General features: G+C 66.3%; 17 protein-coding genes. 14 read left to right on the top strand and 3 right to left on the bottom strand.

The annotated features are described in order from the left end of the window. The first annotated feature begins 55 nt into the window (after positions 1 to 55). The 5 genes from ACCQ09_RS20995 (at position 56) to ACCQ09_RS20975 (ending at position 5,587) form a co-directional block, all read left to right on the top strand. Entirely contained in the window at positions 56 to 373 is a 318-nt protein-coding gene (locus ACCQ09_RS20995; RefSeq protein WP_011039127.1) for a DUF485 domain-containing protein, read from the top strand. Further along, entirely contained in the window at positions 370 to 2,097 is a 1,728-nt protein-coding gene (locus ACCQ09_RS20990; RefSeq protein ID WP_372386264.1) for a cation acetate symporter, read from the top strand. The genes ACCQ09_RS20995 and ACCQ09_RS20990 overlap by 4 nt, the downstream gene beginning before the upstream one ends. A gap of 685 nt (positions 2,098 to 2,782) precedes the next feature. Next, entirely contained in the window at positions 2,783 to 3,790 is a 1,008-nt protein-coding gene (locus ACCQ09_RS20985) for a glycerophosphodiester phosphodiesterase family protein (RefSeq protein ID WP_029629077.1), read from the top strand. 87 nt (positions 3,791 to 3,877) lie between these two features. Then, positions 3,878 to 4,762 (top strand): peptidylprolyl isomerase, encoded by an 885-nt coding sequence (locus ACCQ09_RS20980; RefSeq protein ID WP_014506109.1) that lies wholly within the window; start codon positions 3,878 to 3,880, stop codon positions 4,760 to 4,762. A 111-nt stretch (positions 4,763 to 4,873) separates the two neighbouring features. Further along, positions 4,874 to 5,587 (top strand): hypothetical protein, encoded by a 714-nt coding sequence (locus ACCQ09_RS20975; RefSeq protein WP_372355089.1) that lies wholly within the window; start codon positions 4,874 to 4,876, stop codon positions 5,585 to 5,587. On the opposite strand, the gene ACCQ09_RS20970 is transcribed toward ACCQ09_RS20975, so the two are convergent. Next, a complete protein-coding gene (locus tag ACCQ09_RS20970; protein ID WP_014506112.1) occupies positions 5,575 to 6,723 on the bottom strand; it encodes an ROK family transcriptional regulator in 1,149 nt (382 codons plus the stop codon). The two genes, ACCQ09_RS20975 and ACCQ09_RS20970, sit on opposite strands and share 13 nt — an antisense overlap. A gap of 107 nt (positions 6,724 to 6,830) precedes the next feature. Between ACCQ09_RS20970 and ACCQ09_RS20965 the strand changes: the two genes are divergently transcribed. The 8 genes from ACCQ09_RS20965 to ACCQ09_RS20930 all read left to right on the top strand — a co-directional run bounded on the left by ACCQ09_RS20965 (position 6,831) and on the right by ACCQ09_RS20930 (position 17,247). Then, positions 6,831 to 9,503, top strand: coding sequence for a TonB-dependent receptor (locus tag ACCQ09_RS20965; protein ID WP_228428068.1), 2,673 nt, complete (start codon positions 6,831 to 6,833; stop codon positions 9,501 to 9,503). Continuing rightward, a complete protein-coding gene (locus ACCQ09_RS20960; protein ID WP_040942066.1) occupies positions 9,493 to 10,746 on the top strand; it encodes a phosphodiester glycosidase family protein in 1,254 nt (417 codons plus the stop codon). Before ACCQ09_RS20965 ends, ACCQ09_RS20960 begins: the two co-directional genes overlap by 11 nt. A 375-nt stretch (positions 10,747 to 11,121) precedes the next feature. Beyond that, positions 11,122 to 11,979: an ankyrin repeat domain-containing protein gene (locus ACCQ09_RS20955; protein WP_197708514.1), complete on the top strand. Its 858-nt coding sequence runs from the start codon at positions 11,122 to 11,124 to the stop codon at positions 11,977 to 11,979. Between the two features lie 134 nt (positions 11,980 to 12,113). Next, positions 12,114 to 12,995 carry an ankyrin repeat domain-containing protein gene (locus ACCQ09_RS20950; protein ID WP_197708513.1) on the top strand — a complete coding sequence of 294 codons (882 nt, stop codon included), beginning with the start codon at positions 12,114 to 12,116 and terminating at the stop codon, positions 12,993 to 12,995. A 144-nt stretch (positions 12,996 to 13,139) separates the two neighbouring features. Beyond that, positions 13,140 to 15,326 (top strand): Tle-like phospholipase domain-containing protein, encoded by a 2,187-nt coding sequence (locus ACCQ09_RS20945; protein ID WP_040942411.1) that lies wholly within the window; start codon positions 13,140 to 13,142, stop codon positions 15,324 to 15,326. Between the two features lie 60 nt (positions 15,327 to 15,386). Continuing rightward, positions 15,387 to 15,947, top strand: coding sequence for a hypothetical protein (locus ACCQ09_RS20940; protein ID WP_011039116.1), 561 nt, complete (start codon positions 15,387 to 15,389; stop codon positions 15,945 to 15,947). Positions 15,948 to 16,036: 89 nt separating this feature from the next. Continuing rightward, positions 16,037 to 16,816, top strand: coding sequence for an exodeoxyribonuclease III (gene xth, locus ACCQ09_RS20935; protein WP_040942064.1), 780 nt, complete (start codon positions 16,037 to 16,039; stop codon positions 16,814 to 16,816). Continuing rightward, the gene (locus tag ACCQ09_RS20930) at positions 16,813 to 17,247 is read left to right on the top strand and encodes a GFA family protein (RefSeq protein WP_019238105.1); all 435 of its coding nucleotides are present in this window, start codon (positions 16,813 to 16,815) and stop codon (positions 17,245 to 17,247) included. The genes xth and ACCQ09_RS20930 overlap by 4 nt, the downstream gene beginning before the upstream one ends. Positions 17,248 to 17,316: 69 nt before the next feature. On the opposite strand, the gene ACCQ09_RS20925 is transcribed toward ACCQ09_RS20930, so the two are convergent. Further along, positions 17,317 to 17,568, bottom strand: coding sequence for a GlsB/YeaQ/YmgE family stress response membrane protein (locus ACCQ09_RS20925; RefSeq protein ID WP_011039113.1), 252 nt, complete (start codon positions 17,566 to 17,568; stop codon positions 17,317 to 17,319). A 129-nt stretch (positions 17,569 to 17,697) separates the two neighbouring features. Here ACCQ09_RS20925 and ACCQ09_RS20920 point away from each other — a divergent pair, with 129 nt between their 5' ends. Continuing rightward, entirely contained in the window at positions 17,698 to 18,312 is a 615-nt protein-coding gene (locus ACCQ09_RS20920; RefSeq protein ID WP_014506122.1) for a 4'-phosphopantetheinyl transferase family protein, read from the top strand. Here the strand turns inward: ACCQ09_RS20920 and ACCQ09_RS20915 are convergent. After that, positions 18,294 to 19,886, bottom strand: a complete 1,593-nt coding sequence (locus ACCQ09_RS20915) for an alkaline phosphatase D family protein (protein WP_012439587.1) — start codon at positions 19,884 to 19,886, stop codon at positions 18,294 to 18,296. The two genes, ACCQ09_RS20920 and ACCQ09_RS20915, sit on opposite strands and share 19 nt — an antisense overlap. Between the last annotated feature and the right edge of the window lies 1 nt (position 19,887).

Raw genomic sequence — 19,887 nt, 5'->3', positions numbered from 1 at the left:
CCCTCCCACCGCGGTGGCAGGGGCCGTACCGCCCCCGCAGCACTGGAGACTGACCATGACCGTCTCGAATGACGCACTGATCGCCAAGATCGATGCCAATCCGAAGTACCACGCCCTCAAGCGCCAGCGCAACACGCTGGGCTGGACCCTCACTGCGCTGATGTTGCTGGCCTACTACGGCTACATCGGGTTGATCGCCTTCGACAAGGCGTTCCTGGCCAAACCCATCGGCGACGGCGTGACCTCCGTCGGCATCCCGATCGCGATCGGGGTGATGGTGTTCACCATCATCATCACCGCCATCTACGTGCGTCGTGCCAACAACACCTACGACCAGCTGACCGCGCAGATCCTGGAGGAAGCCCGCAAATGAGCAAGACTTCGCGCCTTCTCCTGATTCTGGCCGGCCTGCTGCCGGCCGGCCTCGCGCTGGCCGCCGGCGGCGACATGGGCCAGGTCGACAAGCAACCCACCAACTGGGTGGCGATCGGCATGTTCGGCTTCTTCGTGCTGGGCACCTTGTGGATCACCAAATGGGCGGCCGCCAAGACCAAGTCGGCGGCTGACTTCTACACCGCCGGCGGTGGCATCACCGGCTTCCAGAACGGCCTGGCGATCGCGGGCGACTTCATGTCGGCGGCCTCGTTCCTGGGCATCACCGCGGCGGTGATGGCCAACGGCTACGACGGCCTGATCTACGCGATCGGCTTTCTGGTCGGCTGGCCCATCCTGACCTTCCTGATGGCCGAACGGCTGCGCAACCTCGGCAAGTACACCTTCGCCGACGTGGCCGGCTACCGCTTCGCGCCGACCGCCATCCGCAGCTTTGCCGCATCGGGCACGCTGGTGGTGGTGCTGTTCTATCTGATTGCACAGATGGTCGGCGCCGGTGCGTTGATCAAGTTGCTGTTCGGCCTGGACTACTGGGTGGCGGTCACCCTGGTCGGCGTGCTGATGATGATCTACGTGCTGTTCGGCGGCATGACCGCCACCACCTGGGTGCAGATCATCAAGGCGGTGCTGCTGCTGACCGGCGTGACCTTCATGGCCGTGGCGATCATGTGGCACTTCAACTTCAGCTTCGAGGCGTTGTTTGCCGAGGGCGTGCGGGTGAAGACCGCGATTGCGGCCAATGGCGGTGCATCGCCTGAGGATGCAGCCAAGGCGGGCCTGTCGATCATGGGGCCGGGCGGCTTTGTGAAGGACCCGATCTCGGCGATCTCCTTCGGCATGGCGCTGATGTTCGGTACCGCCGGGCTGCCGCACATCCTGATGCGCTTCTTCACCGTTCCCGATGCCAAGCAGGCACGCAAGTCGGTGCTGTGGGCCACCACCTGGATCGGCTACTTCTACATCCTGATCTTCATCATCGGCTTCGGTGCGATCGCGCTGGTGCTGACCAACCCGCAGTTCGCCGATGTCGCCACCGGCACCATCCACGGCGGCAAGGGCGCGGCCAACATGGCGGCGGTGCTGGTCGGTAACGCCGTAGGCGGCAACGTGTTCATGGGCTTCATCTCGGCGGTAGCCTTTGCCACCATCCTGGCGGTGGTCGCAGGCCTGACCCTGTCCGGCGCCTCGGCGGTGTCGCATGACCTGTACGCCACGGTGATCAAGAAGGGCAAGCCGGCGCCGGGTTCGGAGCTGAAGGTCTCGCGTGCCACCACCCTGGTGCTGGGCGTGATCGCCGTGCTGCTGGGCATCGTGTTCGAGAAGCAGAACGTGGCCTTCATGGTGTCGCTGGCCTTCGCCATCGCCGCCTCGGCCAACTTCCCGGTGCTGATCCTGTCCTTGTTGTGGAAGAACTGCACCACGCGTGGTGCGGTGGTCGGCGGCTTCCTGGGCCTGATCTCCTCGCTGGTGCTCACGGTGCTGTCGCCGTCGGTGTGGGTGGACACGCTGGGTAACGCAGCCGGTTCGGCGCCGTTCCCGTACACCTCGCCGGCGCTGTTCTCGATGACGATTGGTTTCGTCGGTATCTGGCTGTTCTCGGTGCTGGACCGCAGCCCGCAGGCGGCCAACGAACGCGCCGCGTTCAAGGCACAGCAGATCCGTGCCGAAACCGGCCTGGGTGCGTCCGGCGCCTCCGGTCACTGATCCACCACATCACTGAGTGCTGTCACGCAGACGCCGGCCTTGTGCCGGCGTCTTGCGTTTGGGGGCGATGAGACCGAGCGACGGACCGGCGTGCTGCGATACCTTTCGTCGATGGGTTCATGCGCCTGCGCGTGCACCGGCGGCTGCGGCTGTGCAAAGGCGCAGCCGAACCCTTCTCCAGAAGCCGACCGTCTGCGAAGCGCGCACGCGATGCACGGATCGAATGCCGAAGGTCCCGCGCCTGACCACCACACCCCTGACCGTCGACGTCGGCGCGCCATGCCCGATGTGCACGCATCTGCATGCGGTCAGGCGTCGCCTCATCTCGCGCCGATTCGGGTGATGCCGTCATCTACTTCGTTTTTCGCGCCACTGCTGCGTGGTCGTAGAAAACGGCAACACCAGCGAAGAAATTAAGTCATCGAGAGTGACTAAATTGGCCCGCAAGCCGAACGCTGATCACGCCCGGCTTGGCCTCTCCCCGGTATCCACCGGCTGGCGAGTGCGCTGCAAGCGAGTTCGCCGATTGCGTCGACCCATCGGCTCTCGTCCATCCCTTGCCCTTCCTGCACCTACGAACCGGGACACAGAGACCATGTCTACCATCCTTGCTCCACATCCGCTGGCCCGCGCCTGCCGCCTGCTCGGCGCACTGGCCGTGCTGACTGCACTGCCGCAGCTGGCGCTGGCCGCCTGCAGCGACAGCTCTAGCCTCAAAATGCAACGCATCCTGTTCAACTCCTCCAATACCGTTGTGCTGGCGCACCGTGGCCTATGGGGCAAATACGCCGGTATCCCCGACATGCCGGAAAACTCGCGCGGCTCACTGCAGACTGCCAACGACCAATGCATGGACGGCGTGGAGCTTGACGTCAAGCTCACCAGTGACGGCGTGCCGGTGCTGCTGCATGACTACAACCTGGGCCGCACCACCACTGTGTGGCAGCACCATCCGGGGGTGAAGTACGACCCGATCACCAACCAGGGCGTCAATCCATCCATTCTGGTCACCCCATGGTCGGAGGTCAGCCAGTTATTCCTGCTGACTCCGGACCGCCGCACCGCCACTGGCTATCACGTGCCGCGCGTGGATGAGCTGTTCGCCTATTACAAGCAGCACAACTTGCGTACCCCGATGGTGTTCGACATCAAGGATGCGGCCACGGTACGCGCGGTGCGCAAGGCCGCCGAGAGCCAGTTCGGCGTGGCATCCGCAAGCTACGTCGCCGCCAAGGTCAATGCGACGCTGTATACCAGTCGCGATGCCTACCGTGCAGATGGCAGCGGCATGGTCGGCATTCCAGTGTTCACGACCAACATGCTGGGCAAGATCAATGTGCGCCAGACGATCTCGGCATGGATGAGTGCGGGTAACCAGACGATGGAGATCAACGTCAAGCAACTCCGTGGCTTGCTGCAGAGCGATGCCGATTTCATCCGCGAGCGTGGTTATCGTGTCGGCGTGTTCCAGGCGATTCCGGACGGCCCGTCTGCCGGCAAGTTCTATCAGAACAGCGGCGCCTGCTGCTACGCCCTGTCGGATCTGTATTTCTCCTATTCCGGTGGCCGCGATACCGCAGACAACCGCGGCAATCTGGACTACATCGTCCACAGTCAGGCCTTCGGCCTGATCACCACTGATGATCCGAAGGCCGCGATCCGGTATCTGCAGGCAGCCCACAAGCACGACTAACTGGTGCCTTTCCCGGCCCATGCGGGCCAGTGGCCCCGACGCCGGCATCGCCCGTCGTCGGGGCCTGTCATCACGGAGATCTCTTGCATGTTGCAGTCCCTTTGTTTGTCCGGCGCGCTTGCGCTGGGTCTGATTGCTGGCGTGCCGTCGGCGCAGGCCGCCACCGCCGATTCCGGCGTATCCCACAGCGTCACCACGGTGTTACAGATCGGCAAGCAGGCGTTTACTGCACCGGAATATCGCGCGCTTGCGCTGGCTGATCTGCCGCGGGGCGCCAACCCGGCCGGTGCGGCTGACCCGGCATTTGTCCGCGCGTTTGCCGACAGGCGGCTGCTGCTGGATCAGGCACGTCAGGTGCACCTGCAAGACGACCCGGTGGTCGCTGTGCAGCTCCGCCAGGCCACTGACGCCATCCTTGCCGACGCGATGCAGCGGCGCGCCCGCACCACGGCCCACATCGATGCAGCGCAAGTGCAGGCGCAATTCAACGCGCACCCGCACGACTATGACGAAGTCCGCTTGAGCCATCTGTTCGTGGCACTGCAGCCACAAGGCGATGCCCGCCGTGGGACGCCGCTGAGCGATGCGCAGGCATTGGCCCGTGCACAGCAGCTCAAGCGTCAGCTGGACAGCGGCACGCCGTTCGAGGAACTGGCAAAGCGCGAATCCGACGATGGCAGCACGGCCGCAGAGGGCGGCGAGCTGTCATCGATCTTCCTGCGCAACGTGGCCGATGTCTTCGCTGCCCCGGTCCAGGCGCTGGGCGTGGGCGACGTATCGGCACCGGTGCGTGGGCCAGAGGGCTATCACCTGATCCGTGTGGACGCGCGCATCCCCGCCACGCTGGAGACTGCACGCGGGCAGATCGAGGTGCAGTTGCGTGAGCAGGCGGCGACGGCCGCGCTGGAGCGACTGCGGCAGGCCAACCCGTTGCAGTTCGATCATGCCGCGTTGGAAGCGGCGCTGCGCTAAAGGCAGGAACCGATGGAGATGTCCGTCCCCGTTGCGCGCGCTGCCGTCGGCAGATCACGCTGGGTGTTGGCGGCCGTGTTGGCAGTCGCCGCGCTGGTGGTGGCGTGGTGCATGCACGGTGCGGCGAACTCCGCGGGCCGTGCTGTAGCCGTCGTGGCCGTACCAGCGGCGGTGAAGGTCGCCGCTCGTGCGCCCGTTCGACACGCAACATCAGGCGACCTGTTCGACACTGCGATGCAGGCGCTTGCCTGCACCGAGCGGCTGCAGCAACGCACGGCGCAGATCGCCCGTGGCGCAACCGCGCAGCCTGCGCAGGCGCTGTGCACGGCGATGCCGCCAGAACAGGTCGACGCGCTGCTGCGTACGGCGGCGGCGCGTGGCGATCTGGCCGCGCAGCGCTATCTGTTGGCGCAACGTGCCGCGCAGGTGATGCAAGCCACTGCCGCCGCGACACCCGCCGGCCAGCAGGCACGGCTGGCGCCCAATGACGAGCGGGAGATGGCCTCGATCGTCAGTGCGCTGGAGTTGCTGGCGCTGCAGGGGCAGCCCGATGCCATCGAGAGCCTGGCGCAGGTGGTGGCATCACCACTGCTGCGTGCGCCTGACCCGGTGTATGCCGCGGCCTGGCGCCTGGCCGCGCGCCAACCTGCGGGGTCATCGCACGATGCTTCCACAGCGTTGCAAGGCGAGGAGGAACTGCTCGACGGTTTGAGCGAACAGCAGGGCGCGCAGGCACGCACCCTGGCGTGGGAGATCTTCGATGCCTGCTGTCGTCGTGCAGCCGATGACGCACCTAACCGCGGTGCAATTGCTCAACCGAAATAGCGCGTCTGCAACGGCAATGTCGCCGCACCAATTGCGCAGGCATCGGCCGGTGCTTCGGCCGGCAGCAGCAGTGGCATCGGGCGCGCCTGCCCGCGGCGTGGCTGGTTGTCGATGCGGACCGCGGCAATCAGGCGGCGTGCCAGATCTGCAGGCAGGCGGCCGCCGAACACGATGGCCTCCGGGTCGCACACCGCGGTGATGGCCGAGACGATCAGCGACACACCCGGGGTACTACGCGCCAGCCAGCGTTCGATCGCCGGCCAGCGCGGGTCGTAGGCGGCCAGCAGTGCGCGGATATCCGGCAGCTCCACGCCGTCTTCGGCCAGCAGCTCGCGCAGCAATTCCAGGGTGGCGCGTTCCAGCCGCTGTGCGGGCAACATGCCGGCGAATTCACCGGCGTTGCCGCGCGCGCCGCGTAGCACCTGGCCATCGATCACCAGGCCGCCGCCCAGGCCGTAGCTGAGATACAGATAGGCAAAGTCGCGATGACGCCGGCCTACTCCGAGCATCGCCTCGCCGGCGGCGGCCACGCTGCCGTCGTTGTCCATCCACACCGGCTGCGCGCAGGCCTCGGCCAGCCACGGGCAGAGGGCGAACTCGCCCAGCGCACGCAACGGGTCGGGCGGATTGATACGCCCGTCCTGGCCGGTGAAGAACCCGGTCATCGCCACGCCGATGCCCAGGCGCGGGCCGGGCGCATGCGGCAGGCTGGCCAGCAGCGCGGCATCGCCGGCCTGCAGCTGCGCCAGCACGCCGGCGGCGCTGGGATCGGTGAGCGGCAGCTCCTGCACGCCGAGCACCTGCCCGGCGAAGTCCATCAGCGCCAGGGTCAGCGCGTCGGTGGCAATCGAAACCCCGAGCGTGTGCCCGTGGCCGTGGCGCAACGACACCGCGATGCCCGGCTTGCCGCGGCCGGGCCGCGCCAGCCCTTCGCCCATGCGCACCATGCCGCGTGCCTGCAGGCTTTCGATCAGCCGCACCGCGGTCTGCACGGTCAGCCCGGTGCCGCGGCTGAGGTCGGCGCGGGTCAGCACGCCGGCCAGACGCAGGCGGTTGAGCATGTCGCGCTCATTGAGGCTCAGCCCCTCGAAGGGCTGGCGGTGCGCGGGCGCGGCGAAGGCGGTCGAGGACGGCATGGGTGAGCAGGGCGGGGCAGCAACGCGCAAGCATAGCCGCTGCGGCTGAAATAATTAATTCACAGTAAGTTATTAAATTAGCAGCTTCCGCCCTCATTGGTTGCGCCATGTCACGTTTCAGCACCTTTCTTTGCCCTCGTCGCGGTCTGCTGGCGCTGGGTGTCGCGGCCAGCCTGAGCGCGCAGGCCGCCGAACCCGTGGTTGCCGCGGCCGGGGGCGAGACCGCCCCGGTGCAGCTGGATGCCGTGCAGGTCTCCGGCCAGCACCTGTCCATCCGCCAGGCGATTGGCGCCAAGCGTGAGGCGGCGGTGGTCTCCGATGGCGTGGCGGCCGATGACATCGGCTCGATCCCGGACTTCGGCCTGGGCGAGGCGCTGCAGCGCGTGCCCGGCGTGTCGATGGTGGTCAACAACGGCCGCGGCGAAGCGCAGTTCATGAGCCTGCGTGGCTTCAACCCGGACTACAACACGGTGCTGATCGACGGCGTGGCGCTGCCGTCCACCGAAACCAGCCGGCGCGTGCAATCGCTGGACGTCATTCCCGCCTCGCTCGCGCAGCAGGTGGATATCTACAAGACCTTCAACGCCGACATGGACAGCAATGCCATTGGCGGCATCGCCGCGTTGCGCACGCGCAGTGCCTTCGATCACGACGGCCGCTTCGCCACCGTGCGGGCCAATGTGGCCGATTGGGAAAACCGCCGGCAGCTGCAGGGCAGCACGCCGTCCGGGCAGGTGCAAGGCAGTTTCAGCCAGACCTTCGGGCCGGACAATCACTTCGGCGTGGTGTTGGCTGCGGACTACTTCCGCCGCGATTCGTCGTCGTTGAACACCGCCATCGACAGTTACAGCTACTACGCCAACGGCCGCCGCCAGGACCTCACCCCGGCACTGGACACCGAGGGCCTGGCGATCGCGCCAGACCGGTTTCGCCCGCTCAGCTACGACAACGTGCGCCAGCGCCGCAGCGCGTTCGGCAAACTGGAATACGACGATGGCGACAGCCTGAAACTTGCGCTCAGCGCCGGCGTGTTCGAGCACAGCAACGACGAGCAGCGCCGTTCGCAGTGGATCAACCGCGTCGGCAATGCGGCGGTGACCGATGCCGACAGCGGCCGGTTCGCGCAGGGCAGCGCGCAGGTGGATGCCAACCGTTTCGACCAGACCCGCACGCTGCGTTACGCCCAGCTTGGCGGCAGCTTCCGGCTCAATCCCGAAGGCCATGTGGATCTGGTGCTCAACCGCGCCACCGGGCGCTATGTGCAGGACACCCGCGAAGACGTCTTTGCGGCGGCCGCGTCCGCGCGGCTGGGCTTTGGCTATGCGCTGGGCAGCAACACGCGGCCCACCATCACGCTGGCCGACCCGGCGTACTACGCCAACCCGGCCAACTATACGCAGTCGTACTTCCTGACCCGTACTGAGAAGAGCAGCACCGACACCACCACGGTCAAGCTGGATTACAGCCAGAACGCCGATGCCGACGCGCAAGGCTGGGGGCTGCGCACCGGACTGCAGTACCGCGATCTGCAACAGCGCTACAACCTGGACGAAGTGCGCCGCAATCCATCCGGGCGCGTGACGCTGGCCACTGTTGGTACCGATGACGCGCGCATCTGCCCGTTCGCTGATTTCAACTGCCTGCTGCTGGTCGACCCCGGCAAGGTGGCCGCATTCGCCGCTGCTGCACCTGGCGCCTACGTGCTGGCCAATACCAACGCGCGCAACAGCGCAATCAGTGATTTCCGCATCGATGAGCGCAATGGCGCCGCCTACGCGATGGGTGTCTGGCATGGCGCACGCACCCAGGCCACGCTGGGCCTGCGCAACGAGTACCTGCAACGCACCGTGCTCAGCGCGGTGCCGCAGCCGTTGACCAGCACCAGCAACTACGTCCAGCAATCGGCCGACAGCGACCGCCGCTTCTTGCTGCCATCGGCGAACTTCGCCTGGGACATCACCCAGGCACTCAAGCTGCGTATGGCCGGCAGCCGCACCATTGGCTTGCCCACCTATGGCGACATCGGCCAGAACAGCAGCCCGGTGGTGGATGTCACCGGCTTCACCATCAACCGCAGCATCGCCAACCCGCAATTGCGCCCGCGCCGCTCGGACAACCTGGATCTGTCGCTGGAGTGGTACCCGGACCGCGACTCGCAACTGTCGGTGGCGCTGTTCCACAAGCGCATCGACGACGAGATCGTACGCACCACCAGCACCGACACCCAGCGCGATCCCGGCGGGTTGAGCGGCACCTACCAGGTGACCACCACCCAGGCGATCAATGCCGGCACCGCGCAGGTGCAGGGCATCGAGTTCACCGCCATCGACAGCCGCTTCGATTTTCTGCCCGGCGGTTGGTCCAACCTGGGCGCGATGCTCAACCTCACCGTGCTCGACCCGCGCACGGCCGAGATACAGATGGCCGATGGCAGCCAGCGCGGCTTGCCCGGGCTGATGGAATCGCCCAGGCGCAGCGCCAATGCGTCGCTGCTGTACGACGTGGGCCCGTTCAGTGCGCGCATCAGCGCCAACTACACCGGCGCGCAGCTGATTTCCGCAGCCACCGACAACCGCGTCAACGACCGCTATTACGACGCCATCACCAGCTACGACGCGCAGCTGGCCTGGCGCCTGAGTGCGCAGCTGCGGCTCACCCTGCAGGGCCGCAACCTCAGCAATGCGCGGCTCACCCGCGTGATCGGTGCAGAGCAACAACTCATGCGCGAGCAGCTCGACAACGGCCGTGCCTATTACCTTGGAGTGGACTATGCGTTTTGACCCGTCGCGTGCCGCTGCGCTGCTATGCGCACTGCTGACCCCGATCAGCGCTGCCGCTGGTGCAGAAACCAACACGCCCGGTGCCAGCGTGCCGTTCGTGCCGATCGAAACCGTGGTCAGCGGCGACTGCTGGGGCCAGTGGCCGCAGGATGTGCTGGCGGCGGTGAGCCGCTGCAAACCGGCCGAAGGCAACCGCCTGGCGTTGCAGGTGCGCGATGACGCGCGCGGCCCGGCGCGGGTGGGGATGGATGCCACGCCGTGCACGGGCGCGCGCTGCGCCGGGTTGTTGCAGGTGCTGCAGCTGGCGCCCACCCAGCGGTTGCTCTTGCGCGTGCCGCCGGCGCAACTGGACAACGTGCTGGCGGTGCTGGACCAGGCCCAGGCGCGTGTGCGCGTCACCATCGAGCCGCTGGTCGCACCGGTGCCCGCACCCACCGCACCGCTCACGCTGGCACCGGGGGTGCGTTATTGGCGGCAAGCCATCGGCGGGGCGCAGCCGGTGATGCTGCACATCGCCCAGATCGACCTCACCACGCCGGGCCTGCAGCTGGTCGGCACCCCCGGCGACCGCAGCGACGGCGGCGAATTCCGCGCCACGCCCACCACCGCCTTCGTGCGTGACGGCGCGCTGGCATTGGCCATCAATGCCGACTACTTCCTGCCCTTCGATGGCGGCCATCTGCTGGACAAGCCGTTCGTACCGGTCGCCGGCCAGGGCGTTACCGCCGAAGGCTTGGCCATCGACGCCGGCCGCACCGATTCGGCGGCAACCACCAGCGACCCCCGCGTCAACGCGGCGCTATGCGTCAGCCAACGCGAGGCGGTGCGCATCGTGCGCGGCAGCTGCCCGGCCGGGTCGCGGCTGGGCGTGGGTGCAGGTCCCTTGCTGTTGCTCGATGGCAAGCGCCAACCGCGCGAAGCCAGCCGCGCCGCCTATTACGATGGCCCCGAACCACGCAGCGCCGTGGGCCTGGACCGCAGCGGCCACACCCTGTGGATGGTGGTGGCCGACGGGCGCCAGCCCGGCTACAGCGCCGGCATGACACTGGACGCGCTCACCGCCGTGTTCGAGGAACTCGGCGCGCATGCGGCGATCAATCTCGATGGGGGCGGCTCCAGCACCCTGGCCGCACGCGTGGACGGCGACGTGCGCGCGCTCAATCGCCCCATCCACACCGGCATCCCGGGCCGCGAGCGCCCGGTGGCCAACCAGCTCGGCGTGCGCATCGCGCCTGCTGACTGAAAGCCACTGCCAAAACCTGACAAGCTGGTGCCAGACAGGTGCCGCCTTTCTGGACGCGGCGTGGATGACGCGTCCACGCACGCCTTCCCATATCGTCCGCCGTCCCGTGGTGAGAGTTCGCCAAGCTTTTATCAGCCTCGGTGACCCGCCGGCCGGCACACCGGGGCGCCATCGCATCGGTCTGCCGATTCGGCTATACAAGTAAAGTAAGCGCGCGATGCGCTTGCCAGGCCACCCGTCTGCGCTATGCTGCGTCCGTCAGTATCGCTTGCATTCGCCAGTTCGTTGCCACGGCAATCAGTGGCAGGCCGCGCGGTGCAGCGGTCACCCTTACCGCGTTCAACCAGCGGACACGTCGCAACGGAGGCGCGCGGGATGCCATCGCATTGTTTCATCCGGTTCTGCTGCGTGGTGCTGCTGGCCATCACCGGCTGTTCGCCTGCCGCGCAATCGCGCTATGCGCCCGAGCGCAACTTCAGCGACCCCAAGGCCCTGGCACTGGCCTTGGCGGCCGAGCAGGGCGATGCCGAGGAAGTGCGGCGGCTGATGAAGGTGGAGGGCGTGAACCCGGACACGATCTTCTCCAAGGACGGCCATCCGCTGTTGTTCTGGCCGATCTTCACCCACAGCCCGGCCGGGTTGAAGGCGATGCTGGACAATGGGGCCGATCCGAATGCTGGGCAACTGCATCCTTTGCAGGAGACGACGCGGTTCAAGGGACGTTACCGGAACCGCGCAATGGTGTGGGCAGCCGAGCAAGATGATTCTGTTTACCTCAAGCTGCTGCTCGATCACGGCGGGGATCCGAATACTTACAATTCAAATGGCGAGACACTGCTTTTCCACGCACTTATCAAGCAGGATAAGTGGTCGAACATCCAGTTGTTAGTGAAAAAGGGAGCCGACGTTAATGCATTGGCCGGAATGGGTGGAACCATTCTGGAGAATTACTCGGGGTCCGGCGGATTTGAGCGGGTTTTCTGGTTGTTGGAGCACGGGGCGGACCCGAGGATTGAGTATTCCGGGGATATTCCGTTAGCCAAAATGGATTCGCGTACAATTTCTTCCATATATTGGCATCCGGGAAACCCTCAGGATCCACGCTGGCAGAAAAAATGCCAGGAATGGCTGCTCGCGCGTGGATATGTGCGACCTGCCATGCCGGAGCACTACAAGCGCATGCGCAAGGCGTTCCACTTACCCTCGGAAGAAAAAGAGATTCCGCTGCTTTGACCTCCATGCGCAAGGATTGATCGCATGCAAACGCCCACCCAGCCGGCACCGCAACGCCGAGAGGACGCAGCGCACACGAAATGCAGCGCAGGTCGCGCGCGGCAAGCGGCCAACTGGCTTACCATCCTGTCCCTATGCAATCAGCCGCAACGGAGGCGCGCGTGAAGCCATCGCATTGTTTCATCCGGTTCTGCTGCGTGGTGCTGCTGGCCATCACCGGCTGCTCGCCAGCGGCGCAATCGCGCTATGCGCCCGAGCGCAACTTCACCGATCCCAAGGCATTGGCGCTGGCGCTGGCGGCCGAGCAGGGCGATGCCGAGGAAGTGCGGCGGTTGATGAAGGTGGAGGGCGTGAACCCGGACAGGATCTTCTCCAAGGATGGCCACCCGTTGTTGTTCTGGCCGATCTTCACCCACAACCCGACCGGGCTGAAGGCGATGCTGGAGAATGGGGCCGATCCGAATGTGGCCAAGCCCTATCCCCCGGAGCCTGGACGAAATCAGACCAATGTCAGTAATGCAATGGTCTGGGCAGCCGAGCAGGACGACCCGATCTATCTCAAGTTGCTGCTGGATCATGGTGGTAATCCGAATACGCGGAACGCGAACAACGAGAGCCTGTTATTCCACGCGTTTATCAAGCAGAACAAATGGGACAACATAAAGATTCTTGTCGAGCGTGGCGCGGACGTGAATGCGGTTGCGGGAATGGGAAATAGCATTACGGCCGCCTATGCAATCCGCGGTGGCTTCGACTTCGTCTACTGGCTTCTGCAGCATGGTGCAGATCCAACCATCGAGTTCGCTTATGGCAACCCTGTCCATCTCAAAGACTCTGGAATAATTGAGGCCATCTTTTGGCATCCGGGCAATTCCAAGGATCCGCAGTGGCAGCGACAGTGCCAGCAATGGCTGTTGAAGCGGGGATATGATCGCCCTCCATTGCCAGAAAATTATCGGAGTATGCGCAAGGCGTTCCACTTCCCAACGGAAGAAAAAGATATCCCGCTGCTTTGACCTCCATGCACAAGGATTGATTGCATGCAAACGCCAGACTTGCACAGACAACGCGAGCAACTGTTGGAGGACTTGCATGCCAGTGGCACTGCGGAGGCTGCATCGCGCGCCGCTGAGCTTCAACAGCTTTATCATGCGCACGAGATGGCTTCGCTGGCAGACGATGTCTACGACTCAGCTAAGGGGATCGGTGATGCCCCTGTTGGATGGATGCGTGGGAGCGAAGATTTCGATCAACTTCGGAGGAGTGTTCCGCAGTTATACGCTACGAAAGATGCAGAACTAGCTGAACGGCTGCGGCCGCGCGAATCCGGCTTCCGCGCCGAAATCTACATTCCAGATCCGGCGATCCTCGGACCTGGCTACAAGCCCACCGTGGTCTACAAAGGCTCAGCGGGAGAGGTCGCGACCGCCAATGGCCTGCGCGATACCAGTGCCGAAGATTTTCTGGCCAACAACTTCCCGCAGTCGGTCGGCATGCAGACCGATTACTACGACCGTGCCATGCAGTTGGCAGCGACATTGAAAGAGCAGAGGGTCGATTTCGAGATCGCCGGTCATTCTCTCGGTGGTGGCATGGGCTCGGCTGCCTCGGCCGTCAGTGGCGCACCGGCCACCACCTTCAATGCAGCGGGCTTGCACCCGGTAACTGCGCAGCGATTCGCACTGGCGAATGGGTTGCCGACCTACGACACCGCCAACACCGTCGTGGCCTATCAAGTTCAGGGCGAAATGCTCAACAACGGCATTCAGGACAACATCCACCGGCTGGATGCGGCGCGGCGCCAGCAGCTGGCGGCGGTGATGGGCGACACCGCCACCCTGATGCGCAGCTTGCCGGAGGGGCAGGCCTTGCTCGACCAAGCGCTGACCCGCGACGTGCCGGTGAATGCACAGCCGGCGGTGCATGCGTTCGTGGACCGGCTGGCGCAGGGCGATACCGCCCAGCTGCTGCAGCAGCTGCCGCTGGCCGCCGGCCGCATCGAGCCGGTGTTGCCGGCCAAGATGCAGGGCCAGGATGGCGCGTTGGTGGACCGCGCGCAGGCGCTGACCTTGCAGGAGAGCCTGTACCTGGCTGGCCCGGCGTTGGGCGTGTTGCGGGCCGGCGCTGCCGGTGCGCAGATCGGACGTGGCCTGGGCGAACACAGCGCCGCGCTGGGGCGGGCGGGCGATGCGGCGCTGGATGCGGCCGGCGACGGCGCGGCGCGCGGCATGCAGATGGGGGGTGCGGCCGTGCGCCATGGCGGTAGCGCTACGGGCGCAGCACTCGAAGCCGGTGGCGACACGCTGGGCCGTGGCCTGGCCGCAGGCCGTGCGGTTGCCGGCGAGCTGGATGCCAGCGCGCAACGCTGGGCGTTGCAGGCCCAGGCGCAGGCGCAGGACACCGCCGCGGTCGCACTGCGCGGTGCCGCACGCTGGTTGCCCGATACCGCACAGGCCGCCCTGCTGGAGCAGGCCCAGGCATTGGAGCGCCAGGCCCAGGCGGACCGCCAGCAGGCCGAGCAGCACGCCGGGCGGCTGCGCGAAGATAGCGCGCGGCAGGCAGAGACCTTGATGCACACGGCCGCGGGCATGGCAACGGCCGCCGCGGATCAGGTGCGTAGCGCGTCGGCGCTGCCGCAACAGGTGCTGGACGCTGTTGGCGGTCGCCTGAATCGCACCCTGGATGCCAGCGGCGATGCGCTCGCCGGCCTCACCGCGCATGCGCCCAGCGCCGGTGCGCTGGAAGGTGCGCTGCTGGCCGCCGGTGCTGCCACCCAACTCCGGTTCACGCCCAGCACCCCGCACAATCTTGGCAATGTGGCGCAGACGGCCACCTTGTCGGTGCATGGCCAACGCTCGCTGCACGAGGCGCTGGAACGCCACCTGATGACCGAGACGGTGGTGCCGAGCCTGCAGGCGCGGATCGATGCGGAAGAACAGCAGGCCCGCCAGGTCCTGGGCCAGGGCCGCACGGCTGCGCAGCAGGATCCGCAGGCGCCGACGGCGCTGCGGACCGGCGATGCGGATATCGACGCGATGCTGCAGGCGCTGCGCAATCACGACGAGGCGGGGGTATTCAAGGCGGCCGAGCGGATCCGGTATTCGCCCGAAGGGCAAGCGCTGCTGCAGGAGGGGCAGGCGTTGATGCAGCAGCGCGAGCAGGAGGCGGTGACCAACCAGGTGACCTGGACCCCGGCCGACATGCAGCCGGCCGATGTGCAGATGGCGCACGGGCCGGTACGCGTGATGAGCCTGATGCACCAGGGGCCGGCGATGGCCGCGGCCGATAGCGGTGGCGGTGATGGCGGAGGAGGGGGCGGCGGTGGTGGAGGCGGCGGTGGCGGGTAGGCACCGGTATGTGCGGCAAGGCGGATGCGCGTTGGCGATGCACGGTGACGGAGACGACGGATGCACCAAGAAGAACTGAAGGACCTGGCCAGGGCGTTGGGCACGCTGGCTGCCACCATCGAAGCGCGCGACCAGCGCCAGCATGCGGCGCTGGAGCGGGACATGGCAGCGCTGCGCGCCCTGGCTGCGCGCAACGGCGATGACATCAATCGCCTGGTCGGCGGCGCGGTGCCGCAGCTGCAGCAGGCCTGGCAGCAGGCGCTCGATAGCAGTCTCGCGCCCGCCGCGCGCCGGTTGGATGCGGTGATCTCGCGCTCCGGCACGGCCTTGCAGGCGGTGGAAACCGCGCACGAAGCGCTGCGCAGGCGGTGGCTCACCCGTGCCTGGATCACCTGCGCCGGGTTGATCGTTGCGACGGTGCTGGCCTGTGCCTCGAGTGTGTACCTGCTGACCGAAGCGCGCCGGGACCTGACGCGCTACCGGCTCGATGCCAAGGTGCTGCAGGCGGTGGCCAACAGCGATGTCGTTCTATGTGGTGACCGCTTGTGCGCCAATGTCGATGCGCGCGGGCCACGCAGCGGCGAGCGCAGCCAATACCGGGTGGTCAAACCGCGTCCATGACGGAAGCCTTGAGCGTCGTGGATGGATGGACTGATCGGGCCATGGACGAGGGCGCGGTACCATTGGTGGTTTGAACCACGGTCCGCGCCATGAAGATTGCCTCCTGGAACGTCAACTCGCTCAACGTGCGCCTGCCGCACCTGCAACAGTGGCTGGCGGATTTTGCGCCGGACGTGGTGGGCATCCAGGAAACCAAGCTGGAAGACCACAAGTTCCCGGATGCGGCACTGGCCGCGCTGGGCTACCGCAGCGTGTTCTGCGGGCAGAAGACCTACAACGGCGTGGCAATCCTGTCGCGCTCGCCGGCGCTGGAGGTGCAGATGGGCATCCCCGGGTTCGATGACGTGCAGCAGCGCGTCATCGCCGCCACCGTCGATGGTGTGCGCATCATCAATCTGTATGTGGTCAACGGCCAGGACGTGGGCACCGACAAGTACGCCTACAAGCTGCGCTGGCTCGAGGCGGTGCACGACTGGATCGCGCAGGAGCTGCAGCGCCACCCGCAGCTGGTGGTGCTGGGCGACTTCAACATCGCCCCGGACGCGCGCGACGTGTACGAGCCGGAGGTGTGGAGCGACAACCACATCCTCACTTCCACCGCCGAGCGCGGCGCCCTGCACAAGCTGCTGGCGCTGGGCCTGCACGATGCTTTTCGCCTGCATCACGACGATGCCGGCCACTTCAGTTGGTGGGATTACCGCCAGGCCGCCTACCGCCGCAACCTGGGGCTGCGCATCGACCTGACGTTGGTGTCGGATGCGCTGCGCGCCCACGCGGTGGAAGCGGGCATCGACCGCGAACCGCGCACCTGGGAGCGCCCCAGCGACCATGCGCCGGCGTGGGTGCGGCTGGCCGAGGCAGGCGCATGAGCGAGCGGCATTTGCGGCGTAGCACGCACAAGGTGGGCGATATCACGCTGGGCGCCGTGCATCGGTTGAATTGCCACTGCGGGGCGGTGCAGATCGATCTGGACCTGCCGCACGGCCTGGTGGATCCGCGCCGCTGCGATTGCTCGATGTGTCGCCGGCGTGGGGCCATCGTGGCGTCGGTGCCGCTGCAAGGCCTGCACGTGCGTCAAGGCGAGGACGTGTTGCGGCTGTACCAGTTCAATACGCATGCAGCCGCGCATTATTTCTGTGGGGTGTGCGGCATCTACACGCACCACCGCCGGCGTTCCAATCCCAACGAATACGGCTACAACGTCGGCTGCCTGGAGGGCGTCAACCCATACGCGTTGAACATCACCGTGCCGGTGGAAGACGGCATCCATCACCCGGCCGATCGCGTCGCGCCGCAGTGAGCCCTTGGCCAGCTGAAACAACAACGCCCGGGCTTGCCCGGGCGTTGTGTTCACAGCCCTGCGCTGGACTCAGCGCGCGCGGCCGCGGGTAAACAGATTGACGATGGCCAGCAGGATGACCGCACCGATCAACGACCACACGAATGTCATGAGTGTGATGGCTTGGTTGATGCTGTTGCCAGACAGGAACCCGGCGATCATTGCACCCACGATGCCTACCACCACGTTGAGGATGATGCCCTGCTGCGCATCACGTCGCATGATGATGCTGGCCAGCCAACCCACGATCCCGCCGACGATCAACCAGATGATGATGCCCATGCTGCCACTCTCCTCGTTCGTTCGCACCGGAGCTGGTGCGTGGGCGTCATTCAACGCAGCCGGCCGTGAAACGCCTGTGCAGCGCGCTGAACGGCGCGGCCTGCGGTTCGGGTTGGTGCAGGCCACGTGATGGAGGCCAGCACGCAGCCAGCCGCGGAAGCGGACCACTGGCAATTCGGCACCACCCAGGTCTGGCGGCGTGCGCATCGGCATGGCGAGCGCGGCGAGCCGCAGGCGCGCGAATTGCTGGGCAAGGCGTTGGGGCTGGACCCGGCGCAGGTGCCGCTGCAGCGTGACGCGCGTGGGCGGCCCACCTTGCAGCCGGCCTTGCCCGAGTGGGACACCGGCTGGAGCCACAGCGGCGATCACCTGCTGGTAGGGCTGGGCCACGGCGTGCGGCTGGGTGTGGATCTGGAACGCATCCGCGAACGCCCCCGCTTGCTGGACATCGCGCAGCGGTTCTTCCACCCGGACGAGATCGCCTGGCTGACGGCGCTGCCCGCCGAGACGCAACAGCCGCTGTTCTTTCGCCTGTGGTGCGCCAAGGAAGCGCTGCTGAAGGCCCATGGCCACGGGCTATCGTTCGGCCTGCACCGGTTGGCGTTTGCACCGAATGCCTCCGGTGCGCTGCAGCTGCACTGGTGCGACCCGGCGCTGGGCGAGGCTGCGCGCTGGCAGCTGCACGAATGGCTGGCCGCGCCCGACTGCCGCGCGGCGCTGGCCTGTTACCCGTTGGCGGTGTGAGGCGGCAATGCACCATGCGGCAGGATCGGCTGGCGAAACTGCGCCACGCCATCGAGGTCGCGCAAGGTCACCGTGAGCACGCCGCTGTGGCCGTCGATCTCCACCTCGCCGAAGAACTGAAAGCCTGCCAACGGTGAGGTGTTCGGTGCCGGCGGCGCCTTCTGGAACACCACCGTGGGGCCGAAGGTGGCATCCAGTGCATTCGGGCCGAAACTGCCGGCATTGAGCGGGCCGGCGACAAATTCCCAGAACGGTTCGAACTGCTGAAACGCGGCCTGATCCGGATGGTAGTAATGCGCTGCGCAGTAGTGCACGTCGGCGGTGAGCCAAAGCGTATTGCGAATGCGCGCGGTGCTGATGAAACGCAGCAATGCGGCGATTTCCTGCTCGCGGCCGCGCGGCACGCCCGGATCGCCATTGGCAATGGCTTCCCAGCGCGCACGTCCATCCGCATCCTGGCCGTCGGGAACCTGCAACCCGATCGGCATGTCGGCGGCAATCACTTTCCATTGCGCGCGCGAGCCGGCCAGTTCGCGCTGCAGCCAGGCCAGTTGTTGCGGGCCGAGAAACGCGGCATCTGCGCCGGGCGTTGGTTGCAGGTTGTCGCTGTTAGCACCGCGATAACTGCGCATGTCCAGCACGAACACATCCAGCAGCGGGCCATAGCTGATCTTGCGGTAGATGCGCCCATCGCCGTCGGCCCGCACGCCGCGCATCAGCGCGTATTCCAGGAAGGCCTTGCGTGCGCGCGCCGCCAGCACCTCGATATCGCGCACTTGGTAACGCGCATCCAGCTGCTTGCCGGGCGACCAGTTGTTGGTGGTTTCGTGGTCGTCCCATTGCCACACCTGCGCCACCTCGGCATTGAAGCGACGGACGTTTTCATCGAGCAGGTTGTAGCGGTAATTGCCGCGAAACTCGTCCAGGGTCTCGGCCACCTTGCTCTTGGCCGCGGTGGTGAGATTGCGCCAGCGCTTGCCGTCTTCCACCGTGAGTTCGGCCGGGACCGGGCCATCGGCATAGATGGTGTCGCCGCTGTGCAGGAAGAAGTCCGGGTTGCGTGCGCGCATCGCCGAATAGATGCGCATGCCACCGATGTCCGGATTGATGCCGAAGCCCTGGCCCACGGTGTCGCCGCTCCATACGAAACGCACGTTGTCGCGTGCCTGTGGCGTGCTGCGCAGATGCCCGTGCACCGGTGCGCTCAACACGCCGCTGTGCGCATCTTCAAAGCGCACCCGGTAGAAGATGTCCTGCCCCGGCGGCAGCGCGGCCAGGTCCACGCGTGCGGTGAAATCCTGGGTGGGCAGCGCCAGCGGGCCGTCGATCCGCCGTGCATGGCGCAGGCTCGGTCGCGTATCCCATTCCACCCGCAACCGCGCCGGGCGATCGCAGCGGCTCCACAAGATCGCGCGGCCCCCCTGCACATCGCCGCTTTGCACGCCATCGGTGATCAGCGGCCGCCCGGACGGCGCCGCCAGCGTGCGTGTGGACCAACCGGCTGTGGCCGGCAACAGCAGGCCGGCACCCAGACCTTGCAGCAAGCGGCGGCGGGCGGGATCGGAGGCAGACATG

Origin of the sequence: Xanthomonas sp. NCPPB 2586 (assembly GCF_041475775.2) — a bacterium.
GTDB lineage: Bacteria > Pseudomonadota > Gammaproteobacteria > Xanthomonadales > Xanthomonadaceae > Xanthomonas > Xanthomonas campestris.
The sequence above is the reverse complement of the archived record's forward strand: the minus strand, read 5'-3'. Positions and strand labels throughout refer to the sequence as shown.